This is a genomic window from Bradyrhizobium xenonodulans, assembly GCF_027594865.1.
GTDB classification, from domain to species: Bacteria; Pseudomonadota; Alphaproteobacteria; order Rhizobiales; family Xanthobacteraceae; genus Bradyrhizobium; species Bradyrhizobium xenonodulans.
In genome coordinates this window covers 8,049,914-8,072,308 of sequence record NZ_CP089391.1, presented here as the reverse complement: position 1 = coordinate 8,072,308, position 22,395 = coordinate 8,049,914, and the positions used below count along the sequence as shown (strand labels likewise).

At 65.0% G+C, this 22,395-nt stretch carries 16 protein-coding genes; 9 read left to right on the top strand and 7 right to left on the bottom strand.

Translation table 11 applies throughout. From position 1 onward, the window contains the following. The first annotated feature begins 2 nt into the window (after positions 1 to 2). From I3J27_RS38130 to I3J27_RS38105, 6 genes are all read left to right on the top strand, one after another. Positions 3 to 1,166 (top strand): acyl-CoA dehydrogenase family protein, encoded by a 1,164-nt coding sequence (locus I3J27_RS38130; protein WP_270163947.1) that lies wholly within the window; start codon positions 3 to 5, stop codon positions 1,164 to 1,166. Next, positions 1,166 to 1,822 (top strand): glutathione S-transferase family protein, encoded by a 657-nt coding sequence (locus I3J27_RS38125; protein ID WP_270163946.1) that lies wholly within the window; start codon positions 1,166 to 1,168, stop codon positions 1,820 to 1,822. The genes I3J27_RS38130 and I3J27_RS38125 overlap by 1 nt, the downstream gene beginning before the upstream one ends. A 174-nt stretch (positions 1,823 to 1,996) precedes the next feature. Then, positions 1,997 to 2,797: a helix-turn-helix domain-containing protein gene (locus I3J27_RS38120; RefSeq protein ID WP_270163945.1), complete on the top strand. Its 801-nt coding sequence runs from the start codon at positions 1,997 to 1,999 to the stop codon at positions 2,795 to 2,797. 200 nt (positions 2,798 to 2,997) lie between these two features. Next, a complete protein-coding gene (locus I3J27_RS38115; protein WP_270163944.1) occupies positions 2,998 to 3,864 on the top strand; it encodes a beta-keto acid cleavage family enzyme in 867 nt (288 codons plus the stop codon). 97 nt (positions 3,865 to 3,961) lie between these two features. Continuing rightward, positions 3,962 to 5,578: an acyl-CoA carboxylase subunit beta gene (locus I3J27_RS38110; RefSeq protein ID WP_270163943.1), complete on the top strand. Its 1,617-nt coding sequence runs from the start codon at positions 3,962 to 3,964 to the stop codon at positions 5,576 to 5,578. Beyond that, positions 5,575 to 7,548, top strand: coding sequence for an acetyl-CoA carboxylase biotin carboxylase subunit (locus I3J27_RS38105; protein ID WP_270163942.1), 1,974 nt, complete (start codon positions 5,575 to 5,577; stop codon positions 7,546 to 7,548). The genes I3J27_RS38110 and I3J27_RS38105 overlap by 4 nt, the downstream gene beginning before the upstream one ends. Positions 7,549 to 7,658: 110 nt before the next feature. Here the strand turns inward: I3J27_RS38105 and I3J27_RS38100 are convergent, their stop codons facing one another. The 7 genes from I3J27_RS38100 to I3J27_RS38070 form a co-directional block, all read right to left on the bottom strand. Continuing rightward, positions 7,659 to 8,654: an ABC transporter ATP-binding protein gene (locus tag I3J27_RS38100; protein WP_270163941.1), complete on the bottom strand. Its 996-nt coding sequence runs from the start codon at positions 8,652 to 8,654 to the stop codon at positions 7,659 to 7,661. Continuing rightward, entirely contained in the window at positions 8,651 to 9,655 is a 1,005-nt protein-coding gene (locus I3J27_RS38095) for an ABC transporter ATP-binding protein (RefSeq protein ID WP_270163940.1), read from the bottom strand. Before I3J27_RS38095 ends, I3J27_RS38100 begins: the two co-directional genes overlap by 4 nt. Then, positions 9,655 to 10,548, bottom strand: a complete 894-nt coding sequence (locus I3J27_RS38090) for an ABC transporter permease (protein ID WP_270163939.1) — start codon at positions 10,546 to 10,548, stop codon at positions 9,655 to 9,657. The genes I3J27_RS38095 and I3J27_RS38090 overlap by 1 nt, the downstream gene beginning before the upstream one ends. Positions 10,549 to 10,557: 9 nt before the next feature. Beyond that, entirely contained in the window at positions 10,558 to 11,505 is a 948-nt protein-coding gene (locus I3J27_RS38085) for an ABC transporter permease (RefSeq protein ID WP_270163938.1), read from the bottom strand. Positions 11,506 to 11,540: 35 nt separating this feature from the next. Next, on the bottom strand, positions 11,541 to 13,139 hold the full coding sequence (locus I3J27_RS38080; protein ID WP_270163937.1) for an ABC transporter substrate-binding protein: 1,599 nt from the start codon (positions 13,137 to 13,139) through the stop codon (positions 11,541 to 11,543). Positions 13,140 to 13,331: 192 nt separating this feature from the next. Continuing rightward, positions 13,332 to 14,882: an AMP-binding protein gene (locus I3J27_RS38075; RefSeq protein ID WP_270163936.1), complete on the bottom strand. Its 1,551-nt coding sequence runs from the start codon at positions 14,880 to 14,882 to the stop codon at positions 13,332 to 13,334. Positions 14,883 to 14,898: 16 nt separating this feature from the next. Beyond that, a complete protein-coding gene (locus tag I3J27_RS38070) occupies positions 14,899 to 16,053 on the bottom strand; it encodes an iron-containing alcohol dehydrogenase (protein WP_270163935.1) in 1,155 nt (384 codons plus the stop codon). A 414-nt stretch (positions 16,054 to 16,467) separates the two neighbouring features. Between I3J27_RS38070 and I3J27_RS38065 the strand changes: the two genes are divergently transcribed. The 3 genes from I3J27_RS38065 (at position 16,468) to I3J27_RS38055 (ending at position 22,254) form a co-directional block, all read left to right on the top strand. Then, positions 16,468 to 17,685, top strand: a complete 1,218-nt coding sequence (locus I3J27_RS38065; RefSeq protein WP_270163934.1) for an efflux RND transporter periplasmic adaptor subunit — start codon at positions 16,468 to 16,470, stop codon at positions 17,683 to 17,685. Next, entirely contained in the window at positions 17,682 to 20,852 is a 3,171-nt protein-coding gene (locus I3J27_RS38060; protein ID WP_270163933.1) for an efflux RND transporter permease subunit, read from the top strand. Before I3J27_RS38065 ends, I3J27_RS38060 begins: the two co-directional genes overlap by 4 nt. Before the next feature lie 208 nt (positions 20,853 to 21,060). Continuing rightward, entirely contained in the window at positions 21,061 to 22,254 is a 1,194-nt protein-coding gene (locus I3J27_RS38055; RefSeq protein ID WP_270163932.1) for an ABC transporter substrate-binding protein, read from the top strand. The last annotated feature ends 141 nt before the right edge of the window (positions 22,255 to 22,395 follow it).

The following is a 22,395-nucleotide window of genomic DNA, read 5'->3' as shown; positions in this document are numbered from 1 at the left end:
AAATGCTGTTTACCGCCGACCACGACGACATCCGCCGGTCCTTGCAAAAATTCATCGCGGCCGAGATCAACCCTCATGTCGATGAGTGGGAGAAGGCCGACATCTTTCCGGCGCACGAGCTGTTCAAGACAATGGGCAGCCTCGGCTTTCTCGGCCTGAACAAGCCGGTCGCGTTCGGCGGCTCCGGTCTCGATTATTCCTACGCGCTGGTGATGGCGGAAGAGCTCGGCGCCATCACCTGCGGCGGCGTGCCGATGGCGATCGGGGTGCAGACCGACATGGCGACGCCGGCGCTGGCGCGGTTCGGCTCGGACGAGGTGCGGCGTGAATTCCTCAGCCCCTCGATCTCCGGCGACTTTGTCGCCTGCATCGGCGTCTCCGAGCCCGGCGCGGGCTCGGACGTCGCCTCAATCAAGACCGCCGCGCGCTCCGATGGCGACGACTACGTCATCAATGGCGGCAAGATGTGGATCACCAACGGCACCCAGGCCGACTGGATCTGCCTGCTCGCCAACACCGGCGATGGGCCCGTTCACCGCAACAAGTCGCTGATCTGCGTCCCCATGAAGAGCAAGGGTGTCACTGTCGCGCGAAAGCTCGACAAGATGGGCATGCGCTCGTCGGATACCGCGCAGATCTTCTTCGACAATGTCCGTGTGCCCAAGCGCAACCGGATCGGCGAGGAAGGCAAGGGCTTTAGCTACCAGATGATCCAGTTCCAGGAGGAGCGGCTCTGGGGTGCGGCGGCCTGCCTGAAGGCCCACGAATACATCATCGACCAGACCATCGAATACACGCGCAACCGCAAGGCGTTTGGGAAGTCGATCCTCGACAACCAGGTGGTGCACTTCAAGCTCGCGGAAATGCAGACCGAGGTCGAGCTGCTGCGCGCGCTGATCTATCGTGCCGCCGAGCAGCTGGTGGCCGGCGAGGACGTCACAAAACTTGCCACCATGGCCAAGCTGAAGGCCGGCCGGCTCGGGCGCGAGCTCACCGACGCCTGCTTGCAATACTGGGGCGGAATGGGCTTTACCAATGAGACGCCGGTCAGCCGCGCCTATCGCGACAGCCGCCTGACCTCGATCGGCGGCGGCGCCGACGAGGTCATGCTGATGGTCCTGTGCAAGATGATGGGGACGCTGCCGGGTAGTAAGGGGAACGCCTGATGATCACGCTCTATCACTGCGATGCCGCGCGCTCGTTCCGTCCGCTCTGGATGCTGGAGGAGATGGGGCTGCCGTATGAACTGAAGATGCTGCCGTTCCCGCCGCGAGTGTTCGCCAAGGAGTACCTTGCGCTCAATCCGCTGGGCACAATCCCCTTCATGGTCGACGGCGAGACGAAGATGACGGAGTCCTCCGGCATCTGCCACTATCTCGGCATCAAATATGGACCGACGCCGTTGATGGTCGGCTCCGAAGATCCCGCCTATGGCGCCTTCCTGAACTGGATGTATTTCAGCGACGCCACGTTAACCTTCCCGCAAACGCTGGTGCTCCGCTACACCCAGCTCGAGCCGGAGGAGCGCCGCAATCCGCAGGTCGCGGGCGACTATGCCAAATGGTTTTTGGGACGCTTGCGCGCCGTCGAGGCAGCGACCGCGAATGCCGAAACCTTGTGCGCGGGCCGTTTCACCGCCGCTGACATTGTCATTGGTTACGCGCTTCGGCTCGCCGACAGCATCGGGCTCGCGAAGGACTTTGGGCCAAATGTCGCGGCCTATTGGGCGCGATTGCAGCAGCGCGACGGGTTCAAGCGCGCCGTCGCCGCGGAGCAGAAGGCTGGCGTTGAGCAGAATGTTGCACCGCGCGTGAGGGCGTAAGCCTTCGCGGGCTGGGACTGCGGCCTGAGGACGGGTTCCGGACGGATGCATCGCCGTCCTGGGATGCCAACGCTTTGCGCCCCATGACAGCGCTATCCCGTCGTGACAGCGCCCAAATTTCCGCTAAGGTGACTCCGTCCGCAGCGGCCAAAGAGCCGCGCGAGGAGGATCCCCATGGAAGATAACGGTCGCGAATCCGACCATCTGATGCTGATCACGCCGGAGCGGGTGTTCTATGCCGGCCTGCTCGGCCGCCCGCGCAAGCGCACCCCGGGCTGCTGCCATGTCTATGTGGCGGTGAAGGGCAATCTGCACCTGACGATCGACGATGCCCTCGCCACCGGCGAGCTGTTCGTCACCCTGCCGAACCAGCGGCATTCCATCGCTAGCGACTACCGCACTGCAATCAGCGTGACTCTCGAGCCCGAGAGCATGCCCGATGGCGTGATCGAGGCTTTGGCCGCGCGGCTGATGGGACCGGAGCGCGCGGTCTATGCCCGCAAGATCCTCGCCGCCTACACGCTGCTGCGCCAGCGCCGCTATGGCGACATCACCACCGCCGAATTCGACGAGATGTGCTTTGGCGAGGCGTTGCCCCGCCGCGTGCTCGACCCGCGCGTGACGCGAGCGGTCGCCCGCATCGAGCGTTTCTCCGGCGAGCCGGTGACGGCGGATACTTGTGCAGCCGAAGCGGGTCTCTCGGCGTCGCGCTTCCTGCATCTGTTCAAGGAGGAGACCGGCATCTCGTTCCGCTCATTCCGCGCCTGGAAGCGTGCGCGGCATTTGCTGCACTTCGCCAACCAGGACCTCAACCTCGCCCATCTCGCGCAGGACATCGGCTATCCCGATAGCACCCATTTCAGCCATTCGATCCGCCGCTTCTACGGATTGAAGCCGCGCGCGATTTTCGTCGGCTCGCGCGATCTTGCGATCTATCGCAGCACCGAGACGGTGCGGCTTGCGGAGGCGAGCTAGCACCGTTCTCGTAGGGTGGGCAAAGGCGCAAAGCGCCGTGCCCGCCATCTCTCCCGGATTGTGATGAAAGACGCGGGCACGCTTCGCTTTGCCCGCCCTACGAAAGCTCGCCCTTATTCAGCTTCTCCGCGCAAGAAGCTGCATCCTCCGCGTCACATGATCGCAAGCGTTGAATTCTCAACCTGCGAGACATTTCTGGCATGAGCGACAAGGCCGTCATCACCTGCGCGCTGAACGGCGTGCTCACCGACCCGAAGCAGCACAATGTGCCCGTGACGCCTGAGCAGATGGCGCGCGAGGCCAAGGCTGCGTTCGATGCCGGCGCGTCCATTATGCACATCCATCTGCGCCAGCAGGCGCCGGACAAGGGACACCTGCCGTCCTGGGACGTCAGTGTCAGCAAGGAAATCCAGCACGCGATCCGCGAAGCCTGCCCCGGCGCCATCATCAATCACACCTCGGGCGTCTCGGGGCCGAACTACTCGGGCGCGCTCGATTGCATCCGCGAGACCAGGCCGGAGATCGCCGCCTGCAACGCCGGCTCGCTGAACTATCTGAAGGTGAAAGCCGACAACACATGGGCCTGGCCGCCGATGATGTTCGACAATTCGGTCGAGAAGGTGAAGGACTATCTCGACGTCATGAACGAAGTCGGCACCATCCCCGAATTCGAGTGCTTTGACGTCGGCATCGTGCGTTGCGTCGGCATGTACCGCCAAGTCGGCATGTACAAGGGCCCGCTCGAATATAACTTCGTGATGGGCGTCGCTTCGGGAATGCCCTCCGATCCCGAGCTGCTGCCGATCCTGATCAAGCTGAAGCGGCCCGAAGCGCATTTCCAGGTCACGGCGATCGGCCGCGAAGAGATCTGGCCGCTGCACCAGCGTTGCGCCGAGCTCGGCGGCCACTTGCGCACCGGTCTCGAGGACGCCTTCTATCTCGCCGACGGCAAGAAGGTGACGTCGAACGGTCAGCTGATCGAGGCGATCGCCGCCTGCGCCCGCCGCGCCGGCCGCGAGATCGCGAGCCCCGCCGAGGCGCGGAAGATTTTTGGGACGAACAGGTAAGGTATCGCCTCACCCTTCATTGCGTCGTCGCTCCCGCCTTCGCTCTCCGAGCTACGGCGGACAAGCCGCTCCTCGCAATGACGAGCAGGATTGAGTTATGTCCATTCTCGAAAACACCATTTCCCCCGGTAGCGCCGCTTACCACGCCAACCGCGACGGCATGCTTGGTCTCATCGACCGCATGCGCGCGCTGGAAGAGCGCACGCGAGCCGCGTCGGCGGCGGCAAAGGATCGCTTCCACAAGCGCGGCCAGTTGCTGCCGCGCGAGCGCGTCGCGCTGGTGCTCGATCCCGGCGCGCCCTTCATCGAGCTGTCGACGCTCGCCGGCTACATGTTCGATGTACCGGATGCCGGCAAGAGCGTGCCCGGCGGCGGCGTCATCGCCGGCATCGGTTTCGTCTCGGGCATCCGCTGCATGGTCAGTGCCAGCGATTCCGGCATCGATGCCGGCGCGCTCCAACCCTACGGCCTCGACAAGACGCTGCGGGTCCAGGAGCTCGCGCTGGAAAACAAGCTGCCTTATGTCCAGCTCGTCGAAAGCGCCGGCGCCAATCTGCTGCGCTACCGTGTCGAGGATTTTGTTCGCGGCGGCAACATCTTTCGTAACCTTGCGCGGCTCTCGGCGGCGGGTCTTCCAGTCGTGACTGTCACGCATGGCTCGTCCACGGCGGGCGGCGCCTACCAAACCGGCCTCTCCGACTACATCGTCATGGTCCGCGGCCGCACCCGCGCCTTCCTTGCGGGCCCGCCACTGTTGAAGGCTGCGACCGGCGAAATCGCGACCGAGGAAGAGCTCGGCGGCGCCGAGATGCACACGCAGGTGTCCGGCCTCGGCGATTATCTCGCCGAGGACGACCGCGATGCGTTGCGTATCGCGCGCGAGATCATGGCGGCGCTGCAATGGGAACGGCCGGGCAAGGCAGCGTCGGAGTTCAAACCGCCGCGTTACGACCAGGACGAGCTGCTCGGCATCATGCCGATGGACCACAAGCGCCCCGTCGACATGAAGCAGGTGATCGCGCGCATCGTCGACGATTCCGATTTCACCGAGATGGCGCCGAATTACGGCCCGGCCACCGTCTGCGGCCATGCCCGCATCGAGGGCCAGGCGATTGGCATCATCACCAACAACGGGCCGCTCGATCCCGCCGGCGCCAACAAGGCGACGCATTTCATCCAGGCCTGCTGCCAGACCCGCACGCCAATCCTCTATCTCAACAACACCACCGGCTACATGGTCGGCAAATCCTACGAAGAAGCCGGCATGATCAAGCACGGCTCGAAAATGATCCAGGCGGTGACGTCAGCGACGGTGCCGCAGATCACCATCTATTGCGGTGCCTCGTTCGGCGCCGGCAATTACGGCATGTGCGGCCGCGGCTTCCATCCGCGCTTCTGCTTTTCCTGGCCCAATGCCAAGACCGCCGTGATGGGGGGCGAGCAGGCCGCCGAGACCATGGCGATCGTGACCGAGGCTGCCGCGGCGCGTCGCGGCAAGCCGGTAGAGAAGGAAAAACTGGATGCGATGAAGGCGCAGATCGTCGGCGTGTTCGACGGCCAGATGGACGTGTTCTCGACCAGCGCCCGGGTGCTCGACGACGGCGTGATCGATCCGCGCGACACCCGCGCGGTGCTGTCCGAAGTGCTCGCGATCTGCCGCGAGGGCGATTCACGTACACCCCAGCGCATGCAGTTTTCGGTGGCCCGCCCATGAGGAACGGATCAGTGCATCAACGGCCGTTCTTCAGGGTTCTGGTTGCCAATCGCGGCGAGATCGCACTGCGCGTGATGCGCAGCGCGCGGCAGCTCGGCCTTGGCGTCGTCGCGGTCTATTCGGATGCCGATCGCGACGCGCTCCACGTCAAGCAGGCCGACCAGGCTGTGCGGATTGGTGAAGCCTTGCCGGCGCAATCCTATCTCAACATCCCCGCGATCATCGCAGCTGCCAAGGCGAGCGGCGCGGACGCCGTGCATCCCGGCTACGGCTTCCTCGCCGAGAACGAGGACTTTGCGCAGGCCTGCAAGGATGCCGGCCTCGTCTTCATCGGCCCGTCGCCGCAGGCGATCGAGGCGATGGGCAACAAGGCCGGCGCCAAGGAGATCATGAAGAAGGCCGGCGTGCCTGTCGTGCCCGGCTATCAAGGCGCCGACCAGGGCGACGAAATCATGCTTGCGGAGGCCAGGAAGATCGGCTTCCCCGTGATGATCAAGGCGGTCGCCGGCGGCGGCGGGCGCGGGATGCGGCTCGTGAGCGATGCTGCGTCCTTTGCGGATGCGCTGCGCAGCGCGCGGTCGGAGGCCAAGGCGGCGTTCGGCGATCCCACGGTGATCCTCGAGCGCGCCATCCAGAATCCCCGCCACATCGAGATCCAGGTGTTCGGCGACAGCCACGGCAACGCCATCCATCTCGGCGAGCGCGACTGTTCGGTGCAGCGGCGGCACCAGAAGCTGATCGAGGAGGCGCCGTCGCCCGCCGTGACGCCCGAGCTGCGCGCGAAAATGGGCGAGGTCGCTGTCGCAGCGGTCAAGGCGCTGCGCTACGAGGGCGCCGGCACGCTGGAATTCCTGCTCGATGCGAGCGGCGCGTTCTACTTCATGGAGATGAACACGCGCCTTCAGGTCGAGCATCCCGTGACCGAGGCGATTACCGGGCTCGATCTCGTCGAACTGCAACTGCGCGTCGCGCGCGGCGAGGCGTTGCCGGTGAAACAGCAGGACATTCGCTTCCACGGTCATGCGATCGAGGTGCGGCTCTGCTCGGAAGATGCCGCACAGGATTTCATGCCGCAGTCCGGCCGCATGGCGCGCTGGCAGGTGCCTGACGGCATCCGCGTCGAGCACGCGCTGCAATCAGGCTCGGAGATCCCGCCGTTCTACGATTCCATGATCGCCAAGGTGATCAGCCATGGCGCCACGCGCGAGGAGGCGAGGGGGCGGCTGATCGTCGGCCTGGAGCAGCTCACGGCATTTGGCGTGACGACAAACCAGGCCTTCCTGATGTCTTGCCTGCGTCACCCCGGCTTTGCCAGGGGTGAGGCGACGACGGCCTTCATCGGCGCATATCGCGACGCCCTGCTGGCGCCGCAAGCGAACGTCGCATTCGGCATCGCACTGGCGGGTCTGCTGCTCTACGTGACAAATCCTTGCGCGCCGTCATGGCAGCGTGGCCGTAGCCTGTCGGCAACGTTCCCCCTGCCTGCGAAAATTGATATCGCCGGCCACACGCACGAGCTCGAAGTCACGCGCGAGCGTGATGGCAGCTACACCGTCGCCACCGGCGGCCGGCAGGACAGGTTCGAGATCGATCAGCTCGATTCCGACGCCATCCGCTTCCGCCATGGCGGCGTGATGGACAGCGCGAAATTCCTGCGCGACGGTGACCGGCTCTATCTCCAGCACCGCGGCATCCCGCTCGCGGTCACCGATCTCACCCTGGCTGCGCCGAAGGCCGCTGCAAGCAACGGCGGCGATGGCAAAGTCCGCGCCGCACTGAACGGCCGCGTCGTCGCCGTTATGGTCAAGCCCGGCGACCGCGTCATCGCGGGTCAGCCGGTGCTGACGCTGGAAGCGATGAAGATGGAGCACGTCCACAAGGCCGACATCGACGGCGTGGTCGCCGCGATCGACGTCGCCGAGGGCGAGCAGGTGACGACGGGCAGGATCGTGGTGGAGATCGGGGCGTAGCGGAGCAGCGCAACGAGTTATCGTAGGGTGGGCATAGGTGCGAAGCGCCGTGCCCACGGAATGCCGGCGATTCTACGCACCGATGGTGGGCACACTACGCTTTGCCCACCCTACGGGATCGCGTTGCTCCGCCCCGTCCCCTCATTGAGCAAGCACGCCACCTGGTGCCCGGCACCCGCGTCCACCAGCGCCGGCCGCTCGGTCTTGCACCGCTCCATCGCAAACCGGCAGCGGGTGTGAAACGCGCAGCCGGACGGCGGATTGACCGGGCTCGGCACGTCGCCGTCGACCAGCGGGGCGAGCTTCTTTGCGAGCGGATTGGCGATCGGCACGGAGGCGAGCAGGGCCTGCGTGTAGGGATGCCTGGGATTGCGGAACAACTCGTCCTTGTCGGCGATCTCGACGATGCGGCCGAGATACATCACGGCGACGCGGTGGCTGATATGGGCGACCACGGCGAGGTCGTGCGCGATGAAGAGATAGGAGAAGCCGTGCTGGCGCTGCAGGTCGATCAGGAGATTGATCACCTGCGCCTGGATCGAGACGTCGAGCGCGGACACCGGCTCGTCGCAGACGATCAGCCGTGGCTCCAGCGCAAGCGCCCGTGCGATGCAGATGCGCTGGCGCTGGCCGCCGGAGAACTGATGCGGAAAGTTACGCATCTGGTCGGGCCGCAGTCCCACCTGCTCGAACAGCTTTGCGACCCGCGCCTCCAGCGCCTTGCCGGTCGCGAGGCCGTGTACGGCGAGCGGCTCGCCGACGATGTCGCCCGCGGTCATGCGCGGATTGAGCGAGGCGAACGGGTCCTGGAACACGATCTGCATCGAGCGCCGGTACGGGCGCAGCGCGGTCTTGGAGAGACGGGTAATGTCCTCGCCGTCGAGACGGATCTGGCCGGAGGTCGGCTCGACCAGCCGCAGCACGCTGCGCGCCACGGTCGATTTCCCGCAGCCGGATTCGCCGACCAGCCCCAATGTCTCGCCGGCATGAAGCGAGAACGAGACGCCGTCGACCGAATGGACGGTGCCGACCTGCCGGCGCAGCACGCCGGCGCGCACCGGATAGTGCTTCTTGAGATCGATGACTTCGAGCAACGCCTCGGTCATGCCACCTCCGCCACTTCAGCCGCACGCCAGCAGGCGGCAAGGTGGCCGCCGCCCCAGTCCATGAGCGGCGGATATTCCTCGCAGCGTTTGATCGCGAGCTTGCAGCGCGGTGCGAATGCACAGCCCTTGGGCAGGCGCACCAGCGAGGGCACGGTGCCGGGGATTTCGTTGAGCCGCTCCTGCGCGGCGACGCCGGGGGCCGGCACGGCCGGGATCGAGGCCATCAGCCCGCGCGTATAGGGATGCTTTGGCGCGGCGAACAGCGCCTCGACACTGGCTTCCTCGACCTTCCGCCCCGCATACATCACGATCACGCGCTGCGCGGTCTGCGCGACGACGCCGAGATCATGCGTGATCAGCACGAGGCCGGTGCCGAGCTCCTTCTGGAGATCGAGGATCAGCGCCAGAATCTGCGCCTGGATGGTGACGTCGAGCGCGGTGGTCGGCTCGTCCGCGATCAGCAGCGCCGGCCGGCAGGCCAGCGCCATCGCGATCATCGCGCGCTGGCGCATGCCGCCGGAGAGCTGATGCGGATACTCGCGCGCGCGCCGGGCCGGTTCAGGAATGCGCACCAGCCGCAGCATCTCGACTGCGACGTCCTGCGCCTCGCGGTTGGACAGGTTCCGATGCAGCCGCACGGCCTCGACGATCTGGTCGCCGATCCGCATCACCGGGTTGAGCGACGTCATCGGCTCCTGGAAGATCATGGAGATGCGGTTGCCCCTGACAGCACGCATCCCGGCCTCGTCCAGCGCCAGCAGATCGGTGCCTTCGAGCGAGATCGAGCCGCCGACAATGCGGCCGGGCGGATCGGGGACGAGCCGCATCAGCGACAGCGCAGTGACGCTCTTGCCGCAACCGGATTCGCCCACGATCGCCAGCGTCTCGCCGCGCTTCACGGTGAATGAAATGTCATCAACCGCCTTGAACAGGCCGGAATTCGTGAAGAACACCGTCTTCAGGTTCTTCACCTCGAGCACGAGATTGGATTGATCAGCCATCAGCCGCGCTGCCGGGGATCGAGGATGTCGCGCAGGGCGTCGCCGAACAAATTGGCGCCGAACACGGCGAGGCTGATGGCGATGCCCGGGAAGATCACCAGCCACGGCGCTGTGCGGACATATTCGGCGGCAGATTCGGAGAGCATGCGGCCCCACGACGGATAAGGCTCGGGAATGCCGAGGCCGAGGAAGGAGAGCGAGGCCTCGGTCAGGATGGTCGAGCCGAGCTGCGCGGTCGCCAGCACGATCAGCGGCGCCAGCGTGTTCGGCAGCACATGGCGCAGCGCGATCCGCACCTCGCTCATGCCGATCGACTTGGCGGCCTCGACGAATGGCAGTTCACGCAGCGCCAGCGTGTTGGCGCGGGTGACACGCGAGACGGTCGGGATCAGCGGAATGGCAATGGCCAGGATGACATTCGGCAGCGATGGCCCGAGCGCGGCCGTCATGATCAGGGCCAGCACCAGCAGCGGCAACGCCTGGAGGACGTCGGAGATGCGCTGAAACACGAGATCGACCCAGCCGGAGAGATAGCCGGAGGTCAGTCCGACGATCACGCCGATGGTGCCGCCGAGCGCGGTCGAGCCGATCCCGACCGCGAGCGAGATCCGCGCGCCGTGGATGATGCGGCTGAACACGTCGCGGCCGAAGGAGTCCGTGCCCATCCAGTGCGCCAAGCTTGGGCGCGCCAGCGCACGCGCGGCATCGACCGTGAGGGGATCATAGCGCGCGATGAAGTCGGCGAAGATCGCCGTCAGCACGAACACCGCCATAATGATCAGCCCGGCCGCGCCCAGCACGTGGCGCTGCGCCAGGAACAGCACGCGCCGCCAGCCGCCGGTCGCGTGCGCTCCGGCGCGCCTCAGTTCAACGTCAAAGTCGATCGCGGCCAAACAGCTCTCCTAATCCGTGTACCTGATCCGCGGGTCGAACACCGCGTACAGCATATCGACGATGAAATTCGCGCTCACCACGACGACGGCAATCAGCATCACGAGGTTCTGCACGATCGGATAGTCGCGCCAGCGGATCGCCTCGACCAGAAAGCGCGCGACGCCGGGGATGTTGAACACGGTCTCGGTCACGATCAGGCCGCCGATCAGGAACGCCGCCTCGATGCCGATCACGGTGATGACGGGCAGGATCGCGTTCTTCAGCGCGTGCTGATAATTCACGGCGGCATCGGAGGCGCCCTTGGCGCGGGCGGTGCGGATGTAATCCTGCCGCAGCACCTCCAGCATCGAGGAGCGGGTGATGCGCATGGTCAGCGCGGCGCTGCGGAAGCCGACGGCGGCGGCGGGCACGGCATAGGTCGCGAAGGCTTCGAGCCAGGTCTGCGGATTGGGATTGAAGATCGGCATCTGGCCGAACATCGCCACCGAGGCGGTGAGGATGAGCAGGCCGAGCCAGAACGAGGGCAGCGACAAGCCGCTGAGGCTGACGACGCGCAAGCCGTAGTCGAGCCTTGTGCCCTGCTTCACCGCGCTGATGACGCCTAAGGGAATGCCGATCGACGCCGAGAACAACAGCGCCAGGCCGGCAAGCCGCGCGGTGATCGGAATCCGCGGCAAAATCTCCTGCAGCGCCGGCTTCTCTGAGACGTAGGAGTAGCCGAAGTCGCCGCGCAGAAAGCCGCTGATCCAGTGCCAATATTGCACGATCAGCGGCTGATCGATGCCGAGCTCCTTCTCCAGATTGGCCTTGTCGGCGGGATCGACGTAGCCGGCCGCGGCAAACAGGATGTCGACGATGTTGCCGGGCACGATGCGCAGCAGGAAGAAGATGACGACCGAGATCCCGAACAGGGTCACGAGCATCAGGAACAGGCGCCGCACCAGATAGGCAAACATGCATCGCCTCCCGTCGAACCCGTCAGCCGCCCGCGCTACTTGTCCATCCAGACATCCTCGTAGCGAAAGCCGTTATAGGAGCTGTTCGACATGATCGTGACCCCCTTCACATAGGGCTGCCAGCAGCTGCCGGCCCGCGCATGGAAGATGATGGGGCGGGCCACGTCCTCCTGGAGCTTCTTGTCGATCTCCCAGACCAGTTGCTTGCGCTTGTTGACGTCGGTCTCCTGCGACTGCGCGTCGAACAGCTTCTCGATCTCCTTGTTGCAGTAATTGGTGTAGTTCCGCTCGGAGCCGCAGGAATAGTTTTCGTAAAAGGACTGGTCGGGATCGTCGACGGAATTGCCGGTCAGATTGAGGCCGAGCATGTAGTCCTTGCGCGCGACTTTCGGGAACCAGTTCGCGGTTTCGACGACGTCGAGCTCGCCGTCGATATAGATGCTCTTGAGCTGGTCGATCAGGATCACCGCGGGATCGCGATATTCCGCGAGATTGCGCGTCGAGACCTTCACCGCGAGATGCTTGTCGGGGCCGTAGCCCGCCTTCTGCATCAGCTTCTTTGCTTCCTCCCGGTTCGCATTCACGTCCGGACCATAGCCGGGAATGGTCGCAAGCTTGTCCTTGGGCATGCCCCAGATGCCTTGCGGCGGTGGCAGCATGGTGCCGCCGACATCGGCCTGGCCCTCGAACAGGATGTCGACGAAGGCCTTGCGATCGAGCGCCATCGCCATCGCGCGGCGAATGTCGATGTTGTCGAACGGCGGCGCGGTCGAATTGACGATGATGTTGGTCGAAACGTTGGTCGGTTCGACGACGCAAGTCGCGTTCGGCGCCTGCGATTTGATGTCCTTGAGCAGCGGGATGGTGATATGCGTCGGGAAAGTCATGTCGAACTTTCCGGCGACGAAGGCGAGGATGGCGGTCGAGCGGTTCGTGATGATCGTGTACTCGACGCCGTCGAGATGGGGCAGGCCCTTCCTCCAGTAGTCCGGGTTTCGAGCGAGCTTGATCGATTCATTGGCCTTGAACTCGACGAATTTGAACGGCCCGGTCCCGATCGGATGGGTGCGCATCTCCGCCGGCGAGACATGGCAGGGATAAACCGGCGTGTAGCCGGAGGCGAGCATCGCCAGTAACGAGGGTTGCGGCCGCTTCAGGTCGAAGGACACCTCGAAGTCGCCGTTGGGCGTGACGTCGTTGACCTGTTCGTACCAGGTCTTGCGAGGGTTCTGCCGGAGCTTCTGCTGCGATTTGCCCATCAGCAGGTCGAAGGAGCATTTGACGTCGGCCGATGTGAATGGCTTGCCGTCATGCCACTTGACGCCCTGGCGCAGCTTGAACGTCAGCTTCTTGTTGTCGCCGCTCCAGGACCAGCTTTCCGCAAGTTCAGGCTTGATGCTGTCGGGACTGTTCTGCGCTTTGTGCTGGTCGTAGATGACGAGGTTGTTGAATACCCCCATGAACGGCACGTTGACCGAATAGGTCGCGCCCTCGAGAATCGAGGCGTTCGCCGGACTGTCGCGGTGATAGATCCGCAGGATCCCGCCCTGCTTGGGCTCGCCGGCGAGCGTGGTGGTTGAGGCCGTCAGCACAGATAGCGCCGCCACTACGGCGAGCGCCCACACGCTCCGCATGCTCATCCTCCCTGGACAACGGCCTTTTCGGCCTGTTTGTCGGACGATAGCGACGCGCGCGCAGCGAGGCAACCCGCAAGGCCAGCAGCCGCCTCGACAATTCGGATGACGGAAGGCCGCAGGGTTTCACACTCTCATCATGTGAGAGTGCAGGTGCGAACAGGTCGCGGAACTGTAATGTGTGCCTGCTTCTCACACGATCTTCGACGTCTTGTTGCCCCAGTACCGATCTCGCAGCAGCCGCTTGTACAGCTTCCCCGTCGGCAGCCGCGGTAGCTCCTTTTCAAAGTCGACCGAGCGCGGCACTTTCTGCCGCGACAGCGATTTCGCGCAGAAGGCGATCAGTTCCTCGGCGAACGCGGGACCCGGCACGATTCCGGGCATCGGCTGTACCACCGCCTTCACCTCTTCGCCGAGATCGGGATTGGGCACGCCGAACACCGCGGCGTCGGCGACCTTCGGATGGGTGATCAGCAGATTCTCGCATTCCTGCGGGTAGATGTTCACGCCACCGGAGATGATCATGAAGGTCGCACGATCGGTCAGGTAGAGAAAGCGATCCGCGTCGACATAGCCGACGTCGCCCACCGTGCTCATGCTGCCGTCGGCCGAGCGCGCCTCTTTCGTCTTCTCGGGGTCGTTGAAATATTCGAACGGCGAGGCCGTCTTGAACCAGACCTGGCCCGGCGTGCCGGTCGGGCACGCCTGCATGTTTTCGTCGAGGATGTGGAGGTCGCCGAGCAGCACCTTGCCGACGGTGCCGCGGTGGCTAAGCCATTCTTCGCTGTTGCAGGCGGTGAAGCCGAGGCCTTCGGTCGCGCCGTAATATTCGTGGATGATCGGCCCCCACCATTTGATGATGTCGTCCTTGACCAGCGCCGGGCAGGGCGCGGCGGCGTGGATCGCGATCTCCAGCGACGACAAATCGTAGCGGCTTCGCACCTCTTCCGGCAGCTTCAGCATGCGCGAGAACATCGTCGGCACCAGCTGGGTGTGGGTGATGCCCCATTGCTGCACGAGCAGGAGGTAACGCTCGGGATCGAAGCTCTCCATGATGATCACGGTGCCGCCCATGCGGATCGTGAGGTTCACGGCGGCTTGCGGCGCCGAGTGATAGAGCGGGGCCGGCGACAGATAGACCATGCCCTCGCGGTAGTGCCAGAGCTTGGTCAGGAAATCGAAAAGCGGCAGATTGTGTTTTGGCGGCTCCTCCGGCAGCGGCCGCAGGATTCCTTTCGGCCGTCCCGTTGTGCCTGACGAATAGAGCATGGCGGTGCCGAGCCATTCGTCGGCGATCGGCGTCGCCGGCAGACCGGCGGTCGCGTCCTTAAGGCCGACGATACGATCGCTCTCGCCCGGACCGTCGGCGACGATGCAGAGCCTGATGTCCGGACAGGCGTTGATCGCCTCGCGCGCGATGTCGAGCTTTGCAACGGACGTGATCAGGATCTTCGACTGGCTATTGACGAGGAGATAGGCGAGCTCGCCCGGCGTCAGGAACGAATTGATGCAGGTGTAGTACAGCCCGGAGCGCTCGCCCGCGCCGCAGGCTTCGAGGTAGCGCGAATTGTTCTCCATGAAGATCGAATAATGGTCGCGCCGCTTCAAGCCGTGCTTGCGGAACAAATGCGCCAGGCGGTTGCTGCGCGCATCGAGTTCGCGATAGGTGACGGCCTCGCCGGTCGCCGCCATGATGAAGGCGGGCTGGAGCGGGCGCAGGCGGGCATGCTGACCGGGATACATCCGTCCTCCAGGTGAATTATGCGGCGAGAAGCAGGATTTCGCGCAACTGCGCGGGGCCGTCGATCTTGCGCGGATTGCGCGGGATCCAGTTCGTGCGCATCGCTTGTTCCGCGATGGCGTCGAAATGCTCCGGCGACACGCGCACGTCGGACAGGCTCCGGGGCATGCCGAGCGAGCGGATGAATGCGTCGAGCACGTCGGCGGCGTTGTGGCCGGGATAGCCCATCGCGGCCGCGACGATCATCTGGCGCTCGGCATTGTCGCGCGCATTCCAGCGCATCACCGCCGGCAACATGATGCAGGAGGTGTAGCCGTGCGGCACGTCGAAGGCCGCGCCGAGCACGTAGCCGATGCCGTGGCTCGCGCCCATGGGAACGCCGGCTGAAAGCGCCCCCATCGACAGCCAGGTGCCGATCTGCGCGTCCATGCGGGCATCGAGGTCGGCAGGATCGGCCTTCACCCGCGGCAGCGCGTCGGCGAGCATGGCGAGGCCCTTGACCGACTGGGCATCGGCATAAGGGTGCGTCTCGTTCGAGCAGATCGCCTCGACGCAATGGTCGACGGCGCGGATGCCGGTGGAGAGGAACAGACATTCCGGCGTGTGCACGGTGATGGCAGGATCGAGGATGGTCGCGCGCGGCACCGTCAGCGGATGCCGCAGCATCTGCTTCACATGCGTGCGCAGGTCGGTGACGCCGGCGATCGCGCTGAACTCGCCGCCGGCGATCGTGGTCGGCACGCTGATCTGCCGTACGCTCGGCGCGTTCATCTCGGGCGCGACGCCCTTGTGGACGCGGATGCGCTCGATGCCGTCGACGTCGTCGATGCCGTTGGCAAGGCAGAGCTGCACCGCCTTGGCGCCGTCGGTGATCGAGCCGCCGCCCACGGTGACGATCAGGTCGGCGCCCGCCTCACGCGCGGCGTTGGTGGCCGCGATCACCGCCTCGCGCGGCGTATGCGCCGGCATGGCATCGAACAGGCCGGCGCAGCGGGCGCCGAGTGCTTCCTTGATCCTGGTGATTTCGTCGGTTTGCCGGTTCAGCGTGCCCGAGACCATCAGGAAGGCACGGCGCGTCCCCAGCCGGTCCATCTGTGCGACGATAGCCGCGGCCGCCGGATGGCCGAACACGACCTCCTCGATCGCGCCGTAAACGACACGTCCCTGGTGCACGCCTGTCCTCCCCGGACACTTCGTCTTGTTTTTGGTGGGGTAATCTAGCCGAGCCCGCCGTTCCCGTCATGTGCGAACACGCTGGTCTCTCTCCCCCCTCTCCCCGCTTGCGGGGAGAGGGTTGGGGTGAGGGGCTCTCCGCGAGGGAGGTGACAGCTGGAGTCGCGGAGAGCCCCCTCACCCGGATCGGATCTTGCGATGCGCTCCGGCCTCTCCCCGCAGGCGGGGAGAGGCGAAGAAAGGTCGGCGTCCAAACCCAACTCTCTCCATGTCAACCCGCCATCCGGCCAGGGCATCCGTCGAAGCATTGCGCCCGCATTGGTCTTGAAGAGTTCATCATTGCCACCCATCTTGTGGCGCCCGCTTGCAGGAGGGTAACCTGCATTTTCCGCGGTTTTTATAAGAGGACCTGGGATGACTGGACCGGATGGACACGAGCCGTTTGTCAAAACGCACGATTTCGTTCAGCCCGGGCCCCGTGCAATGCCTTACGCAATTGCCGGTCTCCTCGCCGCAGCATTCGCTCTTTCCGGCTGTGACAAGCCGGCGTCTCAGGCCTCCGCTCCGCCGCCCGCGCCGGTGACCGTCGCCCAGCCGGTCAAGCGCACCGTCACCGATTGGGACGAGTTCACCGGCCGCTTCGAGGCGATGGAGGAGGTACAGGTGCGACCCCGCGTCGGCGGCTTCGTCAACTCCGTCGAATTCCAGGACGGCGCGATCGTGCGTCAGGGCGATCTGCTCTACGTCATCGACCCCCGTCCGTTCGAGGCGGTCGCCGAGCAGGCCGACGGCCAGCTCTCCGACGCGCGCGCCAAGGTGGAGCTTGCCAAGCGCGAGCTCGACCGCGGTTTGAGCCTGGTCCAGACCAGCGCGGTCTCCGAGCAGGCCGTCGATCAGCGCCGCCAGGCCTTGCAGGCCGCGCATGCCGCGGAGACGCAGGCTGCAGGCGCGCTGAAGGCCGCCCGGCTCAATATCGAGTTTACGCATGTGACTGCGCCGATCACCGGCCGGGTCAGCCGCCATCTCGTCAGCCCCGGCAATCTCGTGCAGGGCAGCGACAACGGCTCTTCGACCTTGCTGACCTCGATCGTGACGCTCGACCCGATCTACGTCTATTTCGACATGGATGAGGCCACCTTCATCAAATACAGCAAGCTGTGGTTCGAAGGCCGCCGCCCGAGCTCGCGCGATACTGCGAACCCGGTCCAGGTGACGCTCGCCGGCGAGACAAAACCGTCGCATGAGGGTAGCATCAACTTCCTCGACAACCGCCTTGACGTCTCCACCGGCACGCTGCGCAGCCGCGCCGTGGTCAAGAACACCGATCTGTCGATCCTGCCCGGCCAGTTCGGCCGCGTCCGCCTGATCGGCAGCGCGCCCTATGAGGCGCTGCTGATTCCCGACGTCGCGGTCGCGACCGACCAGTCCCGCAAGATCGTGTTCGTGGTCAAGCCTGACGACACCGTTGAGGCGCGCCCCGTGGTGCTCGGTCCGCTCGACGACGGCCTGCGCGTGATCCGCGAGGGGCTGAAGGCGGAGGACCGCGTCATCGTCAACGGCATCCAGCGCGCCCGCGTCGGCGCCAAGGTCGCGCCGCAGACTGCTCCAGCGCCGGCCGGTGGCAAGTCATGAATCTCGGTCGTCTCTCCATCAACCAGCCCATCCTGGCGATGGTGCTGTCGATCGTGCTGCTGATCGTCGGCGCGCTTGCCTACTCCACCTTGCCGGTGTCCGAATATCCGCAAGTTGTGCCGCCGACCGTGGTGGTCACCACGCAATATCCCGGTGCCTCCGCGCAGACTGTGTCCGACACCGTCGCCGCTCCCATCGAGCAGGAGATCAACGGTGTCGAGGACATGCTGTATCTCTACAGCCAGGCGACCTCGAACGGCCAGCTCACCATCACCGTCACCTTCAAGCTCGGCACCGATCTCGACAAGGCCCAGGTGCTGGTGCAGAATCGCGTCGCGATCGCGCAGCCGCGCCTTCCTGAAGAGGTGCAGCGCAACGGCGTCACCACGCGCAAGAACTCGCCCGACATCCTGATGGTCGTGTTCATGCTGTCGCCCGACGACACTTTCGACCAGCTCTACATCTCCAATTACGCACTGCTCCAGGTCCGCGACCAGCTGCTGCGCATCGACGGCGTCGGCGACATCCAGATTTTCGGCGCGCGCGATTATTCGATGCGGCTGTGGCTCGATCCCGATCGGATCGCCAATCTCGGCCTGACCTCGACCGAAGTGCTGGCCGCGATCCGGGCGCAGAACGTGCAGATCGCGGGCGGCCAGATCGCCGAGCCGCCGATCGCCGACCGCGCCTTCCAGCCGAACCTCACCTTCACGGGCCGCCTGAAGGACCAGAAGCAGTTCGAGGACATCCTGATCAAGGCCGGCTCCGACGGCCGCACCGTGCGCCTGCGCGACGTCGCCCGTATCGAGCTCGGCGCGCTCGCCTACAGCACCAACAGCTTCCTGCTGCGCAAATCAGCGGTCGCCATGCTGGTGACGCAGCGGCCGGGGTCGAACGCACTGGCGACGGCAAAGCACATCTCCGACACGATGACGAAGCTGAAGGAGAGCTTCCCGAAAGGTCTTGATTACAACATCGGCTACAATCCGACCGAATTCATCGCGCAGTCCGTCCACGAGCTGATCAAGACCATCTACGAGGCCATGCTGCTCGTGGTCATCGTGGTGCTGGTGTTCCTGCAAGGTTGGCGGCCCGCGATCATTCCGATCATCGCTATACCGGTTTCGCTGGTCGGCACCTTCGCGGTGATGGCGGCGCTGGGCTTCTCCATCAACAATCTCACGCTGTTCGGCCTCGTGCTCGCCGTCGGCATCGTGGTCGACGACGCCATCGTCGTGGTCGAGAATGTCGAGCGCCATCTCGAGCACGGCTTGAGCCGGCGCGATGCTGCGCTCAAGACCATGGAGGAGGTCGGCGGCGCGCTGGTCTCGATCGCGCTGGTGCTCTGCGCGGTGTTCGTCCCGACGGCATTCCTCGGTGGCATTTCCGGGCAGTTCTTCCAGCAATTCGCCGTCACCATCGCGGTCGCGACCGCGATCTCCTGCTTCTGCTCGCTGACGCTGTCGCCGGCACTGGCTTCGCTGATCCTCACCCCGCACGAGGAGAAGCGGCCGCCCGCCGCCTGGAATCTGATCGCGCGGGCGTGGGGTGCCTTCACCGGCGTCTTCAACCGCGTCTTCGACCGCCTGGCGCATGGCTATGCCGGCCTCGCCAATTTCGTGATCCGGCATTCAGTGGTGATGATCCTGATCTATGTCGTGCTGATCGGCAGCGCCGGCTGGCTGATCGGGACGACGTCGCAAGGCTTTATTCCGGCGCAGGACCGCGGCTACGTCATCATCTCCGTGCAATTGCCGGGCGCGGCGTCGCTGGCGCGCACCACGGAGGTCGTGCGCGAGATCGAGCGGATCTCGCTGGATACGCCGGGTATCGTCCGCGTCGCGGCCTTCGCCGGTTTCTCCGGTGCGACGCGCACCCAGGCCGGCAATGCGGCCGCACTATTCCCTGTATTCGACGAGCCCGAGGTACGGCTCAAGAAAGGGCTGACCGCGAACGCCATCACGGCCGAGCTGCGCAAGCGGCTCGCCGCGATCCAGGGCGCGTTCATCATCGTCATTCCGCCGCCGGCCGTGCCCGGCATCGGCACCGGCGGCGGCTTCACCATCCGCATCCAGGACCGCCAGGGCCGCGGGCCGGAGCTGCTCGCCGCGGCCACCGACGAGCTTGTCGCCGCGGCGCGCAAATCGCCTTCGCTGCTCGCTCCCTCGGTGTTTTCGCCGTTCTCGGCCAACACGCCGCAGCTCTTCGTCGATATCGACCGCACCAAGGCGCAGAAGCTCGGCGTGCCCATCGCCAACATCAACGACACGATCCAGACCTATTTCGGATCGACCTATGTCAACGACTTCAACCTGTTCGGCCGTACCTATCACGTCACCGCGCAGGCCGATTTCCCGTTCCGGAAAGAACCGAGCGACCTCTCACGCCTGCGCACGCGCAACGCCTCCGGCGATATGGTGATGCTCGGCAGCGTGGTCGAGTTCAAGGACGTGTCGGGCCCGGACCGCGTCGCGCGCTACAATCTCTATGCGGCGTCCGAGCTTCAGGGCGAGCCGGCGCCGGGCACCAGCTCGACCACCGCGCTCAACACCATCAAGAAGCTCGCGGACGACACCCTGCCGAGCGGCTTCACCTTCGAATGGACCGACCTGTCCTACCAGCAGGTCACGGGCGGCAATGCCGGCCTCTACGTGTTCCCGATCTGCGTGCTGTTCGTCTATCTCGTGCTCGCGGCGCAATATGGCAGCTGGACCCTGCCGTTCGCGGTGATCCTGATCGTGCCGATGTGCTTGCTCGCCGCCACCATCGGCGTGCGCATCATGGGCCAGGACGTCAACATCCTCACCCAGATCGGCTTCGTCGTTCTGGTGGGGTTGGCGGCCAAGAACGCGATCCTGATCGTCGAGTTCGCACGCGACATCGAGAACGAGGGCAAGCCGCGGCTGGAGGCCGTGATCGACGCCTGCCGCCTGCGCCTGCGACCGATCCTGATGACCTCCTTCGCCTTCATCCTCGGCGTGCTGCCGCTGGTGATCTCGAGCGGCTCCGGCTCGGAGATGCGGCAGGCCGTCGGCGTTGCCGTCTTCTTCGGCATGATCGGCGTCACCCTGTTCGGGCTGCTGTTCACCCCGATCTTCTATGTGGTGGTGCGGAACCTTGCCGAGGGGCGGAACGAGGGGAAGAAGCCGGAGGTGGCTGCTCCGTAAGTGTTGGTGAGGGCCACTGGCGCTTCCAAATTTCCGGTGTCGTCCCGACGAACGCGCGCCTTCGCGTCCGGGACGACAGCGGTTGTTTGCCGCGCAGCCTTCCTGCCCCCGCCATACTAACGACCAACATGAAATGGATGGGCACACGCGGGGTTCTTCACTAGTATCCGCGCGATTTCAAAACAGAAAACTGCTGGGAGCTTAACGAATGAAATCAGCACTTTTGGCTGCCGTCGCAACCTCTGCCCTGCTCCTCGCCGCGCCGGCCTCCGCGCAAGGCGTCAAGATCGGCATCCTCAACGACCAGTCCGGCGTCTATGCCGATTACGGCGGCAAATGGTCGGTCGAGGCCGCCAAGATGGCGATCGAGGACTTTGGCGGCGAGGTGCTGGGCCAGAAGATCGAGCTCGTCACCGCCGATCACCAGAACAAGCCGGATCTTGCGAGCTCGATCGCGCGGCGCTGGTACGACGTCGAGAACGTCGACATGATCACGGAGCTGACGACCTCCTCGGTCGCGCTTGCGATCCACGAGCTCTCCAAGGAAAAGAAGAAGATCGACGTCGTCGTCGGCGCCGCGACCTCGCGCCTCACTGGCGATGCCTGCCAGCCCTACGGCTTCCACTGGGCCTACGACACCCGCGCGCTTGGCGTCGGCACCGGCGGTGCGCTGACCAAGGCCGGCGGCGACACCTGGTTCTTCCTCACCGCCGACTACGCCTTCGGCTACGCGCTGGAGAAGGACACCAGCGAGATCGTCACCGCCAATGGCGGCAAGGTGGTCGGTTCGGTGCGCGTGCCGCTGAATTCCTCGGACTTCTCCTCCTTCCTGCTCCAGGCGCAGAGCTCGAAGGCGAAGATCGTCGGTCTCGCCAATGCCGGCCTCGACACCACCAACTCGATCAAGCAGGCGTCCGAATTCGGCATCGTCGCCAGTGGCCAGAAGCTCGCCGGCCTCCTGATGACGCTGGCCGAAGTGAACGGTCTCGGCTTGCAGGCGGCGCAGGGCCTGGTGCTGACCGAGGGCTATTACTGGGATCTCAACGACCGCACGCGCCATTTCGGCGAACGCTTCTTCAAGCGCACCAGCCGGATGCCGAACATGATCCAGGCCGGCACCTATTCGGCGACGATCAGCTATCTCAAGGCGGTCAAGGCCGCCGGCACCAAGGATCCGGATGCGGTTGCCAAGAAGCTGAAGGAACTGCCGGTCGACGACGACTTCGCGCAGGGCGGCAAGGTGCTCGAGAACGGCCGCATGGTCCACGACATGTATCTGTTCGAGGTCAAGAAGCCGTCGGAATCGAAGAAGCCCTGGGACTATTACAAGCTGCTCGCCACCGTCCCCGGCGACAAGGCCTTCTTCGCCGCCAAGGACAGCGGCTGCCCGCTGACGAAGTGACGGAAGAGGCACAGCGAGTGCCACATTCTCGCTGTCGTCCCCGCGAACGCGGGGACCCATCACCACAGGGAGGAGCCGTGGAGCGAGCCGGTGACTCCGAGTCTTCGCCAAACTACTCCCTGTGGTTATGGGTCCCGGATC

Excerpts from the sequence above, each read along its gene's own strand:
- I3J27_RS38130 (WP_270163947.1), top strand. The coding sequence starts at position 3 with ATGCTGTTTACCGCCGACCACGACGACATCCGCCGGTCCTTGCAAAAA.
- I3J27_RS38125 (WP_270163946.1), top strand. The coding sequence starts at position 1,166 with ATGATCACGCTCTATCACTGCGATGCCGCGCGCTCGTTCCGTCCGCTC.
- I3J27_RS38120 (WP_270163945.1), top strand. The coding sequence starts at position 1,997 with ATGGAAGATAACGGTCGCGAATCCGACCATCTGATGCTGATCACGCCG.
- I3J27_RS38115 (WP_270163944.1), top strand. The coding sequence starts at position 2,998 with ATGAGCGACAAGGCCGTCATCACCTGCGCGCTGAACGGCGTGCTCACC.
- I3J27_RS38110 (WP_270163943.1), top strand. The coding sequence starts at position 3,962 with ATGTCCATTCTCGAAAACACCATTTCCCCCGGTAGCGCCGCTTACCAC.
- I3J27_RS38105 (WP_270163942.1), top strand. The coding sequence starts at position 5,575 with ATGAGGAACGGATCAGTGCATCAACGGCCGTTCTTCAGGGTTCTGGTT.
- I3J27_RS38100 (WP_270163941.1), bottom strand. The coding sequence starts at position 8,654 with ATGACCGAGGCGTTGCTCGAAGTCATCGATCTCAAGAAGCACTATCCG.
- I3J27_RS38095 (WP_270163940.1), bottom strand. The coding sequence starts at position 9,655 with ATGGCTGATCAATCCAATCTCGTGCTCGAGGTGAAGAACCTGAAGACG.
- I3J27_RS38085 (WP_270163938.1), bottom strand. The coding sequence starts at position 11,505 with ATGTTTGCCTATCTGGTGCGGCGCCTGTTCCTGATGCTCGTGACCCTG.
- I3J27_RS38080 (WP_270163937.1), bottom strand. The coding sequence starts at position 13,139 with ATGCGGAGCGTGTGGGCGCTCGCCGTAGTGGCGGCGCTATCTGTGCTG.
- I3J27_RS38075 (WP_270163936.1), bottom strand. The coding sequence starts at position 14,882 with ATGTATCCCGGTCAGCATGCCCGCCTGCGCCCGCTCCAGCCCGCCTTC.
- I3J27_RS38065 (WP_270163934.1), top strand. The coding sequence starts at position 16,468 with ATGACTGGACCGGATGGACACGAGCCGTTTGTCAAAACGCACGATTTC.
- I3J27_RS38060 (WP_270163933.1), top strand. The coding sequence starts at position 17,682 with ATGAATCTCGGTCGTCTCTCCATCAACCAGCCCATCCTGGCGATGGTG.
- I3J27_RS38055 (WP_270163932.1), top strand. The coding sequence starts at position 21,061 with ATGAAATCAGCACTTTTGGCTGCCGTCGCAACCTCTGCCCTGCTCCTC.